13 protein-coding genes are annotated in these 14,680 nt (G+C 53.0%); 8 read left to right on the top strand and 5 right to left on the bottom strand.

Annotation, left to right across the window (positions count from 1 at the left end):
- The first annotated feature begins 64 nt into the window (after positions 1-64).
- From PBOR_RS33380 to PBOR_RS33345, 8 genes are all read left to right on the top strand, one after another.
- Positions 65-961 carry a carbohydrate ABC transporter permease gene (locus PBOR_RS33380; protein WP_042218329.1) on the top strand — a complete coding sequence of 299 codons (897 nt, stop codon included), beginning with the start codon at positions 65-67 and terminating at the stop codon, positions 959-961.
- A 45-nt stretch (positions 962-1,006) separates the two neighbouring features.
- Positions 1,007-1,870: a carbohydrate ABC transporter permease gene (locus PBOR_RS33375; RefSeq protein ID WP_042220219.1), complete on the top strand. Its 864-nt coding sequence runs from the start codon at positions 1,007-1,009 to the stop codon at positions 1,868-1,870.
- Positions 1,871-1,930: 60 nt separating this feature from the next.
- Positions 1,931-3,694: a cache domain-containing sensor histidine kinase gene (locus PBOR_RS33370; protein ID WP_042218328.1), complete on the top strand. Its 1,764-nt coding sequence runs from the start codon at positions 1,931-1,933 to the stop codon at positions 3,692-3,694.
- Complete coding sequence (locus PBOR_RS33365; protein WP_052429757.1) at positions 3,669-5,330, top strand: response regulator; 1,662 nt, start codon at positions 3,669-3,671, stop codon at positions 5,328-5,330. Before PBOR_RS33370 ends, PBOR_RS33365 begins: the two co-directional genes overlap by 26 nt.
- A 91-nt stretch (positions 5,331-5,421) precedes the next feature.
- A complete protein-coding gene (locus PBOR_RS33360) occupies positions 5,422-6,816 on the top strand; it encodes an ABC transporter substrate-binding protein (RefSeq protein ID WP_042218326.1) in 1,395 nt (464 codons plus the stop codon).
- Between the two features lie 152 nt (positions 6,817-6,968).
- On the top strand, positions 6,969-7,352 hold the full coding sequence (locus tag PBOR_RS33355) for a winged helix-turn-helix transcriptional regulator (protein WP_042140377.1): 384 nt from the start codon (positions 6,969-6,971) through the stop codon (positions 7,350-7,352).
- Between the two features lie 40 nt (positions 7,353-7,392).
- A complete protein-coding gene (locus tag PBOR_RS33350) occupies positions 7,393-8,529 on the top strand; it encodes an NADH-dependent flavin oxidoreductase (RefSeq protein ID WP_042218324.1) in 1,137 nt (378 codons plus the stop codon).
- Between the two features lie 209 nt (positions 8,530-8,738).
- Complete coding sequence (locus tag PBOR_RS33345) at positions 8,739-9,146, top strand: winged helix-turn-helix transcriptional regulator (RefSeq protein WP_245648320.1); 408 nt, start codon at positions 8,739-8,741, stop codon at positions 9,144-9,146.
- Between the two features lie 45 nt (positions 9,147-9,191).
- Here the strand turns inward: PBOR_RS33345 and pepT are convergent, their stop codons facing one another.
- From pepT to PBOR_RS38420, 5 genes are all read right to left on the bottom strand, one after another.
- Positions 9,192-10,424 (bottom strand): peptidase T, encoded by a 1,233-nt coding sequence (gene pepT, locus PBOR_RS33340; RefSeq protein ID WP_042218323.1) that lies wholly within the window; start codon positions 10,422-10,424, stop codon positions 9,192-9,194.
- A 96-nt stretch (positions 10,425-10,520) separates the two neighbouring features.
- A complete protein-coding gene (locus PBOR_RS33335; protein WP_052429756.1) occupies positions 10,521-11,180 on the bottom strand; it encodes a sortase in 660 nt (219 codons plus the stop codon).
- Positions 11,181-11,208: 28 nt separating this feature from the next.
- The gene (locus PBOR_RS36715) at positions 11,209-12,204 is read right to left on the bottom strand and encodes a hypothetical protein (RefSeq protein WP_042218322.1); all 996 of its coding nucleotides are present in this window, start codon (positions 12,202-12,204) and stop codon (positions 11,209-11,211) included.
- A gap of 549 nt (positions 12,205-12,753) precedes the next feature.
- Positions 12,754-13,770 (bottom strand): LLM class flavin-dependent oxidoreductase, encoded by a 1,017-nt coding sequence (locus tag PBOR_RS33325; protein ID WP_042218320.1) that lies wholly within the window; start codon positions 13,768-13,770, stop codon positions 12,754-12,756.
- A gap of 466 nt (positions 13,771-14,236) precedes the next feature.
- Positions 14,237-14,371, bottom strand: a complete 135-nt coding sequence (locus tag PBOR_RS38420; protein ID WP_281192086.1) for a hypothetical protein — start codon at positions 14,369-14,371, stop codon at positions 14,237-14,239.
- Positions 14,372-14,680 lie beyond the last annotated feature (309 nt).

Genomic DNA, 14,680 nt, shown 5'->3' with positions numbered 1-14,680 from the left:
TCTGCACAGCGGGACTTATGATTAAGGAAAGAAACGCGAGCCGAATAGACAGGAGGAACAATCAATGAATGGAACGAAACGGCAGATAAACGCCTGGACCTTTGTAGCACCGAGTTTGATTCTGACGCTGATTTTTGGAGTGTATCCCGTCTTTTGGGCATTGAAGTACATGTTCTATGATTATCAGGGCTTTGGTACACCGCTATTCATCGGCCTGGATAACTTTGAGCGCCTGTTCCGGGATAAGGATTTCTGGCAGTCAGTGGTGAACACCTTCATCTACGCTGGTGGCAAACTGATCATTACGATCCCGTTGTCCTTTGTGCTTGCTGTAGTGCTCAACCGCGCCCTGAAGGGACGCCAGCTGCTGCGGGCCATTTATTTCCTGCCTACCGTAATCAGTGCTTCGGTAATGGCGATTGTGTTCTACGTTATTTTCAACTCCTACAACGGAATGGTGAATCAGCTGCTGATGGGGGCCGGAATTGTATCCGCTCCCATAGACTGGCTGGGCGCCAAGCATGCCCTGGTCACGGCAATTATTATCGCGATCTGGGGCGCAGTCGGCAACTATATGCTGCTCTTTATCGCGGGGCTGCAGAATATCCCGGAGGATCTGTATGAAGCTGCTTCCCTGGACGGCGCCGGGCCGCTGCGCAAGATGTGGAGTATTACCGTGCCGATGCTGGGACCTGTGCTGCAGATGATCATCATGCTGGCGATTACCGTATCCCTGAAGGGCTACGAGAGCATCATGGTGCTTACGGAAGGCGGGCCTTACGGCAAGACGGAAGTCATGTATCTCTATCTCTATAAATTGTTCTTCCCGGTATCCAGCGGAGGATCAAGCATCCAGCAGTTCGGTTACGGCAGCGCGGTCGGATTTGCTACGGCGGTTATCGTCGGCATCATCACCCTGATTTACTTCTATGTATCCAAGAAACTGAATGATATCTACTAAAAGAGAGGAGAATGAACAGTGAGCACAATGCATGCGGAAACGAAAATGGCTTCTGCGCAGACCAGCCGTTCATTAAAGAACAAGGCGCTGCTGTCCCGGATATTGTTGTGGATTTTCCTGCTGATCGTAGCAGCGTTTGCATTATTCCCCATCATATTGGCGTTCTTCGGATCACTTAAGTCCAATCTGGAGCTGACGACAGGAACTACTCTGCTGCCGAAGGAATGGATCTTCGATAACTATGCGCAGGCCTGGACATCCGCTAATTTCGCAAGGTTTACCTGGAACAGCGTATTTATAAGTACCTTTACGACATTAGGGACTTTATTGATAGGAACGATGGCTGCCTACGCGGTAGCAAGGGTGGATTTCTACGGGAAACGCCTGTATGTGGTCATTCAGTCCTGCACCCTGTTCATCTCCATCGGTGCCGTTGTGCTGCGCCCACAGTTTGATCTCATGGTCTCACTGAATCTGCAAAAATCGCTCTGGGGCGTCATCATCATCCTGATCAGCGGTCATGCCACTGCATTCTTCATGCTGATCGGTTTTGTGCGGGCAATCCCGAAGGAACTGGATGAGGCGGCGTTTATTGACGGCTGCAACTTCTATAGCGTATACTTTCGTGTTATCTTGCCGCTCCTGACACCGGCACTCGGCGTTACAGCGCTCTGGACCTTCCGCGGAGCCTGGAATGAATACATTCTGCCGCTGGTATTTACGATGACGCAGCCTGGATTACAGACGCTCACCGTAGGCCTGGCCGGGTTGAAATATGGTGTCGGCGATGCGGCGCAGCCCCAATTAATGCTTGCCGGCGCATGCCTGTCGATGCTGCCGATGATCATTGTCTATATTTTTGCCAACAAATCATTCATGCAGATGACAGCGGGCTCCGTGAAGGGCTAAGCGGGCTAAGGCTAACGCGGTGCTCCACCGGCAGCCAGTCTTAACGAAGGATGTGTAATCATGCTGAAGGCCTGGCTGTACCGGACCTCGCTGAAGAAAAGAATATGGCTGACATTCACCGGGCTGACCGTCTTTTGTATCTCGGTCACCGGCCTGTGGGCCTATTCGATTGCTTCGCGGGCCATGGAACGCAACTCCATCGACCTGAACCGCAATGTGCTGAACCAGTCCGTTAACGTACTGGACCAGAAGCTGAAGCAGATCATTGTGGCGTCCTCCACCATGATGCTGAGTGAAGCGTATAAGCAGACGATGCGGGATATACAAGCGGATAATACCGACCGGTTCTTTGCGAACTTCTCCTTATTGCAGGGCCCCTTCACACAGGCGGAGCTGACAGAGAACTCCATTGAATCGATCCTGGTCAGTACACCGGACGGGGATTTCTACTCCGCCGGCAATCTGCGCAGAACAGCGACTCCATTTATGGAGTCTTTGCTGTATCAGCGGATCAAGGATAATCCCGAATCGAATTGGGTGGAGAGCCATGAGGACGAGCTGTTCGCGGGCAATCATCATGTAATCTCCCTGCTGCTGCAGCCGCTGACGGAGAGCTATGTGCCGGATGTCTTCCTGACCGTTAATGTTAAGGAGGATATTCTGGAGGATGCCGTCAGCGGAGGGGCGAGCCTGGGTAGTGCCAAATTTCTGCTGATCAACAAGGACGGAGCCAGTGTCTTCGGAGATAAGGAGCGGCCGGAGTGGTCCCGCTCAGCGGTATTTATGAACAAGCTGCTTCAAGCGGACAGCGGTAACTTCGAATATGCTGCAGGGGGTGGGACGATGCTGGTCAGCTATGCGGACTCGCGGTATGCAGGGGACTGGCGGCTGGTCAGCTACCAGTCGAAGGAGGAGCTTCTTCAGCCTGTGCGCAGCATTCAGTGGCTGGTGCTGATGATCATGGCCGTGTGCATTGTTATCGCGCTGCTGCTGGCGAGATACCTCTCGGCACTGCTGCTCGGGCCGCTGCTGAAGCTGCAGAAGACGATGTCGCGGGTGGAGCATGAGGATCTGGACGCCCGCTTCCAGAGTCCGTTCCAGGATGAGATCGGGGAAGCGGGCCGCAAATTCAACCAGATGCTGGACCGGATCAGCGGGCTGATTCTTGAGGTCAAAGATACGGAGAAAGAAAAACGGAAGGCGGAGATCAAAGCGCTGCAGGCGCAGATTGAACCCCATTTTCTATATAACACGCTCAATACAATCTTATGGAAATGTGAAATGGATGAATATGAAGATGTGAAGAAGATGGTCATTTCATTATCCGCGCTGTTCCAGCTGGGGCTGAACAACGGGCAGGAGATTACAACTCTGGGCAAGGAGCTGGAGCATGTCCGCCAGTATCTGAACCTCCAGCAGCAGTGTTATGAGGGAATGTTCGAATATACGATAACTGCGGGAGCGGAGCTGCTGGAGCTGCCTGTCCTGAAAATTATTATTCAACCCCTTGTGGAGAATTCCATTCTCCACGGGCTGAAAGAGCATCGGGGCGAAGGTATGATTACGATTTCCGCGGCCGTAGAGGCGCAGCATCTCGTGATCCGGGCCACTGACAACGGGTCGGGCATGGATGCGGAGAAGCTGAATGCCTGCCTGAAGGAGCCATCCGGCAGCGGAGGGTATGCACTGTCCAATATCTGCAGCCGTCTGCAGTTATATTACGGCAAGGAAGCCTCGTTAACCTTCCGCAGCCGCCCGCACATAGAGACTGAAGCTGTCCTCTCAATTCCAATGGAAGGTGGAGTTTATCCTGAGCCACGCTGAACCTGTAAAAATATGTATTGTAGATGATATTCCGGCTGTGGTCCGCGGCTTGTCCCAGCGGATTCCCTGGGAGGAGCATGGTATCGCCGTCGCGGCAACGGCGGCCAACGGCGAAGAGGGACTGCTGCAGATCCGCAAGCACCGTCCGGATATTGTGCTGACCGATATCCGGATGCCGTTTACGGACGGGCTGGAGATGATGAGGCTGATTCTGGCGGAGCAGCCGGGGATCAAGCTGATCTTCCTGACAGGCTACTCGGATTTCTCTTATGCCCAGGAGGCGGTGAAGCTCGGGGCTTTTGACCTGATCGTCAAGCCCTTTACCAAGCCGCAGGTGCTTGAATCTGTTCTGAAGGCCAAAGAGGTGCTGGAGCGTGAACGCTCGCAGGCTGAACAGATGCGGGGGATGGAGCAGAAGCTGCGGGAGAGTATGCCCTATCTGCGTCAGGAGTATATGCGTCTCCTGATCCGTTACGGCAGCAGGCAGCAGCACCGCAGCCAGCAGTGGGATTTCTATGCGATTACCATGAACAGCCGCGACTTTTGTGTAATGGTGGCGGAGATCGATTTTTTTGCCGAGCGTACAGCTGCCCTGGGGATATCTGAGGTTGAGCTGATCCGCTTCGCGGTGCAGAACATTCTGGAAGAAACGATTGGCGGGTATACGCAAGGGCTCGTGTTCCGCGAGCATGTCAATCAGTTCATTATCGTTATGAATCCCCCGGCGGAGCTTGATGCGGAGCAGCTGGCCGAGCAATGCCGGGAGAACGTCTGCCGGCATACGTACCAGACCGTGTCTATCGGACTCGGCGGGGAAGTGGAGGAGGCCGGTCAGCTATCGGTATCCTACGCCCAGGCGCTGTCTGCGCTGACCAATACGTTCCTGACCGGCGGGAACAGCGTATACCGCTATGTGGAATCACCGGAGAGGGATGCCGCGCTGCCCAGATACTCTTTTGACAAGGAGAAAGAACTGCTCTATTGTCTGCGTTCGGCTAATCTGGCTAAGGCGGAAGAGCAGCTGGACAATATTTGGAGTGAGTGGCTAAGTGCTCCCGTGCTGCCCGATCCGGCGATCGTCAAGACGATGTGTCTGGAGCTGGCCCATTCGATCCACCGTGTATTCTCTGACAAAGCATCAGACGCTGAGGTCAAGCTGCTGGAGAAGAAGCTGGCAGATATGAATACCTCCGCCTCATTCGAGGAGCTGCGGGGACAGATCCGTGAATTCTGCCGCCAGGGCTGCTCTTATGTGCAGATCCGCCAGTTCAGTGATGCGCGTGTGCTGGTGGAGCGTGCCATCGCCTACATCAATGAGAACCTGCACCGCAACCTTGCGGTTGCCGATTGTGCGAGAGAGGTTCATCTCAGCCCCAGCTATTTCTCCAATCTGTTCAAGAAAGAAATGGGGATGACACTCGCCCAATACATTATCAGCCGCAGAATGGAGAAGGCCAAGGAACGGGTGCTCGAGGGCATGCAGGTTCAGGATATTGCCATCTCGCTGGGCTATGAGGACCGTCCTTATTTCACTGAGCTGTTCAAGAAATATACCGGCATGACGCCGACCGACTTCCGCTCCAAATACACTTCGGAGGTACAGCGCGGAAACAGTGATTTCGTCTCCCCTGAATAGTTGTTTTCTCCTTCACTTACAAACGCGCAGTCATTCTATAATTTTTATATGAAATGAATGCGATTACACAAAGAAAAGGGAGGGTTTCAAGATGAAAAGAAATCAATGGATGCTGGCAGGTGCTTCGCTGCTGCTGGCAGGATCGCTGGCTGCATGCTCCTCGTCAACTGCTTCAAATAATACAAAGGCGGAGGGCGGGGATACCTCCGCCGAGCAAACCAAGCTGGTCTACTGGTCCATCGACCGTCATGATTCTGATTTCATTGAGCAGAAGATCAGTGAGTACGAGGGGCTTAATCCTAATGTAGATATTGAATTCAAAGTGATGGCTGACAACTACGCCCAGTCGGTGGATATCGCCTTCTCCAGTAAACAGGCGCCGGATATTCTGCGCGTGGATACAGGCAATGTACCGGCCTGGGTCAAAAAAGGCTATCTGGAATCGTTCGACAGCTATATCACGCCGGAAATGAAGAGCCGGTTCGAGAGCGTGCTCATTAATGAGAAGAATATGGTTGACGGCAAAATCTACACCCTGCCGAATATTGGCCAGTTCTGGCGCCTGATCTATAACGTTGATCTGTTCGAGAAGGCCGGGATTACAGAGCCGCCAGCTACACTTGCGGAAATGGTGGAGGATGCCAAGAAGATTACTGAGGCGGGTAAAGACAGCGGTGCATACGGCTTCGCCGGTAATTTCAAGAGCGGAAGCGGATTTGAGCGCATTGCCCATCCGATCACAACCCTCAGTAAAACAGAAGGAACGGAAGGCTTCAACTTCCAGACTGCTAAGTTCGACTTCGGCATGTACAAGGAGACGCTTGAAGCCCTGCGGCAGATCGTAGTGGACGGCAGCATGATGCCGGGTTCGGAATCGCTCGATATTGATCCGCTGCGGGCACAGTTCGCTCAAGGTAAAATCGGGATGTATTTCAACCATTCTGTTGAGCCTAGCGTGTACAAAACTCAATTCCCGACGGAAATCCGCTGGGCGGCAGCACTGCCTCCGACCGTAGACGGCCAGCAGAACGGTGCCAGCCAGGTCATCTCCGGCAGTTATCTGGCGATGAGCAAAGACTCCGGGCAGAAAGAAGCCGCCTGGAAGTTTATCGAGTGGATGTACAGCGATGAGGTGCAGATCGCTTACCAGGAAGGCGGATACGGGGTTTCTGTTATTCCTTCCGTTGCTGCCGCAGCGAAAGCTCCGGATATTCCGGGAATCGAGGACTTCCTGCCGACGAAGTTTGACGGAATCTACCCGGCAACTCCATTCACAGCTACCGAAGGACGTCTGGAAGGAACGAAGAAGATGGACGTGTTCAACAGATATATTTTTACCGGCGGAGATCTGGACAAGGATCTTCAGGATCTGAACACACGTTATAACGCGGCCCTGGACAAAGCCAAAGCTGCAGGCGACACTACGATTGAAGCCCAGCCGGACTTCAGTGCAGCCAGCCTGCAGGGAAGCCTGGTCAAGGAATAGTAATAATTCCCATATGCAGTATACAGACCGCAGGCCGCTGGCCTGCGGTCTGCTTGCGTATATAGAGTCTGCACCGGGAGCGTCTGCCGGCGGGTGTGCAGTCCCCGGGTGTATTGTAGTATGATATTAAAGAACGAAAGGAGGGACTTCTATTGGCAACTGAGATTAAAGACCGTATCAATCTGAAGGAAATCAACTGCGAGAAGGAGCTTACGCTTGCTGTCATCGGCGGCAAATGGAAGCTTATCATATTGTGGCACCTGGGTCTGGAAGGAACCAAGCGTTTCAGTGAATTGAAGAAGCTGATTCCGCATATTACCCAGAAGATGCTGACCAATCAGCTGCGTGAGCTGGAAGAAGATCAGCTGGTATTCAGGCGGGTGTATGCTGAGGTCCCGCCGAGAGTAGAATACTCTATGACGGAATATGGGCATACGCTGATGCCTGTGCTGCGCATGATGTATGACTGGGGCAAGAATTACGGGGAGAACGTTATTTGGAAGGATGATCCTGACCGCGACAGATCGATGAAATGAAGTTCATATAGATATAGACAAATGGAGGAGATGGATAATCATGCTGAAGACAGAATACAGCCTGCTGCTGGAGTCGTTCAAGTTCGCGAACGGCATTGAATTGAAGAACCGTGTTGTGATGGCGCCGATGACTAATTTCTCCTCAAATGAGGATGGAACCGTGTCCCGGCCGGAAGTGGAGTACTACATCCGCCGTTCCAAAGGTGTTGGAATGGTCATTACCGCATGTGTATATGTATCACGCGGCGGGAAAGGCTTCCCTGGAGAATTCGGTGCTGACCATGACGGGCTGATTCCGAGCCTGCGCGGGCTGGCCGAGGCCATTAAGGGTGAAGGGGCGAAGGCGGTTCTGCAGATCTTCCATGGCGGGCGCCAATGCCCTCCGGCGCAGCTGCCGGACGGGCAGACAGTCAGCGCAAGTGATGTGCCTTCCGAGCTTCCGGGCGGCGGACAAGGACCGGTTCCTCGCGCACTGACGGATGAAGAAATTACCGGAATTATCGCTGATTTCGGAGAAGCTACACGCCGGGCGATCGAAGCCGGATTCGATGGTGTGGAAATTCACGGTGCCAACGGCTATCTGCTGCAGCAGTTCTTCTCCCCCCATTCCAACAGACGTGAAGACCGCTGGGGCGGCGATCTGCAGAAGCGCCTGGCCTTCCCGCTGGCTGTTCTGCGCAGTGTCAAGGATGCTGTGAAGCAGCATGCACAAGGGGAATTCCTTGTGGGGTACCGTTTCTCGCCTGAAGAACCGGAAACTCCGGGAATTACGATGGCTGAGACCTTTGCGCTCATTGATGCGCTGACAGGAGAAGGGCTTGATTATCTGCATGCTTCCCTGATGGAGCTGTGGTCGCTGCCGCGCCGGGGAACGGAAGACAGCCGTCCGCGGATCGAGCAGATTGTAGAGCGTGCGGGAGGCAAGGTTCCGGTAATCGGAGTAGGCTCGCTCTATACTGCCGCTGATGCGCTGAAGAGTCTGGACAGCGGAATCAGTCTGGTCGCTCTGGGCCGTCCGCTCCTGATTGAACCGGACTGGGTTCAGAAGGTTGCCGAAGGGCATGCAGAGGAGATTAAGACTGAGCTGGACCCTTCTGCTCAAGCTGAGCTTGTTATCCCGGACCCGCTCTGGAATGCACTGATTCATACGCCGGGCTGGCTGCCGGTGAAGCAGTAAATATAGACGGCGGCTGGTCTGCGTCTATAACATATCTATAACCTCTGGGCGCCTTTATTTAAGGCCTCCAGAGGTTTTTTGCCATATTGGCATAAACGTGGAAATACATATATGATACAATCGTATTAATTAACGGGGCATCCTACAATGAGGAGTTTGCAGATATGAATGTACAGGGGAGAAACGGGAGTTCAGGCGATGCGGAAGAGATGAGGCGTGAGGGAGAAATGGATTCTTTTCAGCGGACGCTTGAGGTTATCGGCGGTAAATGGAAAGGAGTTCTGCTCTACCATCTAATCAGCGGTACGAAGCGGTTCAATGAACTGCGCAGATTGTGTCCGGGAATTACGCAGCGGATGCTGGCCATGCAGCTGCGGGAGCTGGAGCGTGATGGTCTGGTTCATCGTGAGGTGTACCCTCAGGTGCCCCAGAAAGTGGAGTACTCTCTGACGGAGTGGGCCCGGGGCCTGGAATCCGGCCTGCTTAGTATCAAGCACTGGGGAGAAGGATACAGGGAGGTGCTGGCCCAATGTGAACCTGAGCAGCCGCCTGCCGGCGGCCGGGCGGGAGAAGACTCTGCGGGAGAAGCGCCGCGCAGCACAAATAGCCCCGAATAAGCGAGGTGCGCTTTATCCGGGGGGATTTGTGCTATGCAGGAGGCTTTAAGCTTGTTGCTCAGCCAGACGGGCGATCTCTACGATAACCTGAACAGCCTTCAGCATTACGTCTGCAGAGGCATATTCAAATTTGCCGTGGAAATTCTCGCCGCCGGTGAAGATATTCGGTGTCGGCAGTCCCATATAGGACAGCTGTGAGCCGTCAGTCCCCCCGCGGATCGGGCGGATCACCGGCGTAATTCCCAGACCCTCCATCGCTTCCCGGGCGATATCAACGATTTGGCGCACCGGCTCGATTTTTTCACGCATATTATAATACTGGTCATTCATCTCCAGCACTACATTGTCTGCTCCGTAAGTAGACTTGAATTCATCCACAATGGCGGCGATATGGGCTTTGCGGTTCTCGAAATTCTCGCGGTCAAAGTCACGGATGATATACTGCAGCTTGCTGTGCTCGGCGTTGCCCTGCATGGAGATCAGGTGGTAAAAGCCCTCATATCCATCCGTGAATTCAGGCGCTTCACCCGCAGGAAGCCGGAGGTGGAAGGCCATGGCGATTTTGGACGAGTGGATCATCTTGCCCTTGGCGGTACCTGGATGCACGTTGACCCCATGGAAGCTGATTTTGGCGGCAGCGGCATTGAAGCTCTCGTATTCCAGCTCTCCGAGCGGACCGCCATCTACGGTATACGCATAGGAAGCGCCGAATGCCGCAACGTCGAACTTATGCGGGCCGCGTCCGATTTCTTCATCCGGGGTAAAAGCGACTCTGATCTTGCCGTGTTTGATCTCCGGATGTGCGAGCAGATACACCATCGCCGTAACGATCTCCGCGATACCTGCCTTGTTATCTGCCCCCAGCAGGGTAGTGCCGTCAGTGGTAATCAGCGTATGCCCCTTGTAGCCGCTCAGCTCCGGGAAGCTCTTCGTAGTCAGAACGATGTTCAGCGCCTCATTCAACACAATATCGTTCCCGTCATAGTTCTCGACAATCTGCGGCTTCACATTCGTGCCGGTGAAATCGGTCGCCGTATCCAAATGGGCCAGGAAGCCGATCACCGGAACATCCTTGTCCGTGTTGGCCGGAAGTGAAGCCATGACATAACCATGCTCGTCCACTGTAACTTCCGTCAGTCCGAGCTCCTGCAGCTCCTCTACCAGCTTATGGGCAAGCACCATTTGGCCGGGGGTGGAAGGGCAGGACTCACTATCCTCATTCGATTGGGTATCCATTTCAGCATAGGAAATAAAACGTTTGATCAGCTCTTGTTTCAATTCAGGTCATCTCCTCTTTATCTTCGTATGTCTATATTATCACGATCCGCCAGAGGTCTCATCCCCGTGCGGCCTTCCAAAGAGAGAAATGCCTGTTTACGGCTGCTGTACCAGCGGCTGGCTTGCAATCAGCTTAGCCGAGAGCAGATAACGGTCAGGAGCTGAACCAACATATGAGAAGGGATAGCAGGTTATCAGGGTAAGGACGGGGTGTTCGCTTGCCTTAATCGCTCCCCGTGCTTCTGCGTCTACAATCCTGCTCCCTGTGATTTCATAGGTGAACTTCCCGTCCGCCGTCTCGAGCTCAATGATATCGGACTCCTCCAGATTCCCGAGGCTCCGGAACACCGTATCGCGGTGTCCTGCCAGTACGCTGTTGCCGGGGGAGCCGATGGCTGCACTCCCTTCGTCATGCCCTGCCCCTTTTTTTAGAGCTGCCCGTCCGGTCCCTTCCAGAATAGCCACCCGTTTGTCCAGCTTTGGAAAATAAATCTCTCCAATAACCTCTCCCTCCGTATACGCGGGATTGGCACCGCCTTGTTCTGCAGGAGGGCTGATCATACCGTCAGGCAGCGGAGTCTCTTCCTCTGTTGCTGGGGGGAGCTGGGCTTCCTCCCTCTTTTTCTCCCAGGTTTGCAGGGCTTCGCGGGCTTCTGCGGGCGCTTTGAAGATCTGGACGGCGGAATACAGCATGACGCATAAAGAGAGTATGAAGATTAGCTTCACGGCCATGGATATACCGGAATGCTTCTTCATACTCTCTCCTCCAGCCTTCTGTGAAATATTATTTCTTCGATCCCAGCTTGCGGATGGCAATCAGACTGATAATAGCTACGGCCATGCTGGCCAGAATCAGATTGTACCAAGGTTCCGCGGTATCCGGCAGCTTGCCGTCCTCATCCGGACCAGCGAGCGGAAGCTCGTCATCCGTAAGGTTTACCCCATCCTCCGGTGAAGGCGCCGGTGTACTGCCGGCAGTGACCGCTCCGGCATCTGGCGTAGCAGACGGGCTGTTGCCGCCACTGCTATCCCCGCCGCCCAGCGGTACCGGCGCTTCACTTACAGCCACCTCATCAACTGCCGGTGTTGCCGCAGCGGTTGGAGAAGGAGATGGTGTAACTACAGGTGCCGTGCTGGATGGTGGATCCGTCGGTGCTGGCGTTGCTGTTGGCGTTGCTGTCGGCGTGCTGCCAGGTTCCTCTGGTGTTACCGTGGCAGTCGGTGTTGCCGTAGGCTCAGCTGTAGGGACTGGTGTAGGGACTGGTGTCTCTGACGGTACCGGCGTTGCCGTGGGCTCAGCTGTCGGTGCAGGCTCTGCCGTAGCAGTGAATTCAAAGGCTACACTCACTGTCTTCCCCTGAAATTCATTGCCGGCTTCAGGCGGGAACAGCACATCCATCTGGATGGCCTCTTGCTCCGCTCCTTCAAGCGAGCCGATAGTCACCCGGCCTGCTGCCTCGCTCATTACCCCTGAATAGATGATTACTCCCTCTTTTTGCAGGGTCATCTGCAGAATATCGTACAATTCAGCATCGCCGGAGAGGAATTTGAAGTCTACAGAGTAGTCAAACGGGTCATTTCCGTCATTGATGATCTTATAATCTGAAGCCATGTTATCTCCCGGCTGCATATTGTTCATAGTCGCAGTGCTGGTCGTATGCGAATTTACGGTCAGCTTAATCGTGTCCTCAGCGCTGACCCCTCCGGCATGCCACACAACACCTGCCAGCACGACTAGAATATAAGCGCCTAACAAGGACGCGCGATAGCTCTTCTTCACTTTCCCGCCCCTCTCTTCTGGGAAGTCATCTTTACTCTATTTCTAGTTCACTGCCCGCTTACAGTCCGCATTTCTTATCCTACAACCGCCTAATTCTGCAGTTTCCAGCCACGATCCGCCACGATTCATGCCTGCCTGCGCATGCTTTGTCGAATAAAGTGGTTTTTCAGAGAACCACTACGAAATAGGGCGATAGTATCCGCTAGAACGATTATGAGGAGCGTAAAACGGCGTCTGTTCGTTATAACGAATAACTACAGTATAATCAAAATTCAAGCTAATTAAAAACAGTGAAATTGATTATAATCGGTTAGAAAAGGCGGTTTGTTGTGTGAAAATAGAGATTATTTCCTGAATACTGCTATTAACTCATTATTTCTACGTATATCAATAAATATTCGGTATTTTATAGAGAACGATGGATTGTTAATCTGCAAGTGAAGAGAACAGTGGCGTTTTCATACAAACAAATAGCCCATTTAAACTACATTTACGGAGTTTTCCGTGTGTAGTTAAATGGGCTAGGTATGTCTGATAGACAGGATCGGTTTATTTCTCCTGCAGCAGCTCAGATACCAGCTTATACGAGTGCAGACGTGCGGAGTGGTCATAAATCTGTGAAGCAATGATCCACTCGTCGGCAGCAGTCTCCTCAAGAATCTCCAGCAGCCGTTCTTTGATAAGAGACGGATCTCCAGCAATGGAATATTGCTGTTTGCTTAACAGCATCGACTTCTCCTGCGGTGTCCAGATACCATCCAGGCTGTCCACCGGAGGCTGGAGCTTGCCGGTACGGCCGCGGATAATATTCAGGAATTGCTGCTGCTGGGAGGTAGCCAGTCTACGCGCTTCCTCCACCGTATCTGCGGCGGTTATTCCCAGTCCGATCATGACATGGGGCTTATCGAGCACCGAAGAAGGCTTGAAGCTGCTGCGGTACAGATGCAGTGCCGGCAGCAGGTAATCCGGTGCAAAGTGGCTGGCAAAAGCAAACGGAAGACCGAGCTGGCCTGCAAGCTGGGCGCTGAAGCCGCTGGAGCCCAGCAGCCAGATCGGAATATTCAGTCCTTCGCCGGGAACTGCGCGTACACCGAGCGGGCGGCCGCCCGCCCCGTTAGCATCGAAATAAGCCCGGAGCTCGCTGAGTTGCTCGGGGAATTCGCTGCCGTCGCTGCCAAGACCGCGGCGCAGCGCTCTGGCAGCTGCCTGGTCGGAGCCGGGGGCCCGGCCGAGGCCAAGATCGATACGCCCGGGATATAAGGACTCCAGGGTGCCGAACTGCTCGGCGATAACAAGCGGTGCGTGGTTGGAGAGCATAATGCCTCCCGAGCCGACGCGGATACTCTTGGTTCCGCCGGCTACATGTCCAATCACAAGGGACGTAGCGGAGCTGGCAATGCCGGGCATATTGTGATGCTCCGCCAGCCAGTAACGGTGGTATCCCCATTCTTCGGCATGACGTGCTAAATCAAGTGTGTTATGAAATGAATCCGCGGCTGTTCCGCCCTCGCGAATAGGGGCTAAATCCAGCACGGAGAACGGAATGTCGTGCAATTGCTTCACCATAATCCCTCCTATAATGGATGCTTCAGCATCAGTAAGCAGTATTTGCAGCTATGGATTGATCTACCCGCCAATTATAACATGAAATAATATTATTTACACACTTTAAGTAAGCGGTGAGGGGAGGCGTGGAGAGGAAGAGGCGTGGAGAGGAGGGGAGAGGATAGAGGAGAGACGAGGAGAGGAGAGGGATATTCCAGATGAGCAATCTATGCAGGTTGAGCCGGTATTCTCCTGGATTAGCCCCGGGCTCATTGCTTGAATCCTCAGGCTGGCTGCGACGATAACCTTATCTAGGCTCTATATAGACTGAACTTAAGATTACAGCATAAACCTTCAACATAAACCTTCAACATGAACCTTCAAACATAAACTGACTAAGCCTTCATTCTTTGTTTATTTGATCTTCAAAGCGGCTACTGTTACCGCAGGGATTTCCACGGTTTTATTCGCTTTCTGTGGCAGAGAGTCAGTAACTTATTATAAAATCCTGCCCAAAATACAACATTTTCCTCCACATACTGGCCCAAATCCAGAATTGTTGTACAAAAGGCAACATTTCACCTTTTTCAAGCGGCTCAACAGGATTATTCTTGTATTTCATACAACAATCCTTCCGATCACCCCGCTATCCATCAATCAAAGTTGCAGAACGTACAACATTTCTGTCTACAGTGCTTCCTAAGCAGTCTCCACTCTGCCGCAAAAGAATCATGTGTAAGGCATTGATGCATTACGCCAGTCCGCAGCGACTGACCGGTAATTTGAATGGTTGTTGTCTGAAGTGCGGTTTATATAATTGTATTGTGTGCGACTGTAGCGAACGCTCATTATGCTGCGGGAATTATTAAAAATGAACTAACCACTGTTTTTAGTTGTACAGAATACATTTCACCCGGCGAATCCGGTCTTT

The sequence above is a fragment of the Paenibacillus borealis genome, from assembly GCF_000758665.1.
GTDB classification, from domain to species: Bacteria; Bacillota; Bacilli; order Paenibacillales; family Paenibacillaceae; genus Paenibacillus_AQ; species Paenibacillus_AQ borealis.
The sequence above is the reverse complement of the archived record's forward strand: the minus strand, read 5'-3'. Positions and strand labels throughout refer to the sequence as shown.

Bases quoted from the DNA above. Each gene is read 5' to 3' on its own strand.
- PBOR_RS33335 (WP_052429756.1), bottom strand. From the start codon at position 11,180: ATGAAGAAGCATTCCGGTATATCCATGGCCGTGAAGCTAATCTTCATA.
- PBOR_RS33350 (WP_042218324.1), top strand. From the start codon at position 7,393: ATGCTGAAGACAGAATACAGCCTGCTGCTGGAGTCGTTCAAGTTCGCG.
- PBOR_RS33325 (WP_042218320.1), bottom strand. From the start codon at position 13,770: ATGGTGAAGCAATTGCACGACATTCCGTTCTCCGTGCTGGATTTAGCC.
- PBOR_RS33375 (WP_042220219.1), top strand. From the start codon at position 1,007: ATGGCTTCTGCGCAGACCAGCCGTTCATTAAAGAACAAGGCGCTGCTG.
- PBOR_RS38420 (WP_281192086.1), bottom strand. From the start codon at position 14,371: ATGAAATACAAGAATAATCCTGTTGAGCCGCTTGAAAAAGGTGAAATG.
- PBOR_RS33360 (WP_042218326.1), top strand. From the start codon at position 5,422: ATGAAAAGAAATCAATGGATGCTGGCAGGTGCTTCGCTGCTGCTGGCA.
- PBOR_RS33345 (WP_245648320.1), top strand. From the start codon at position 8,739: ATGAGGCGTGAGGGAGAAATGGATTCTTTTCAGCGGACGCTTGAGGTT.
- PBOR_RS33370 (WP_042218328.1), top strand. From the start codon at position 1,931: ATGCTGAAGGCCTGGCTGTACCGGACCTCGCTGAAGAAAAGAATATGG.
- PBOR_RS33380 (WP_042218329.1), top strand. From the start codon at position 65: ATGAATGGAACGAAACGGCAGATAAACGCCTGGACCTTTGTAGCACCG.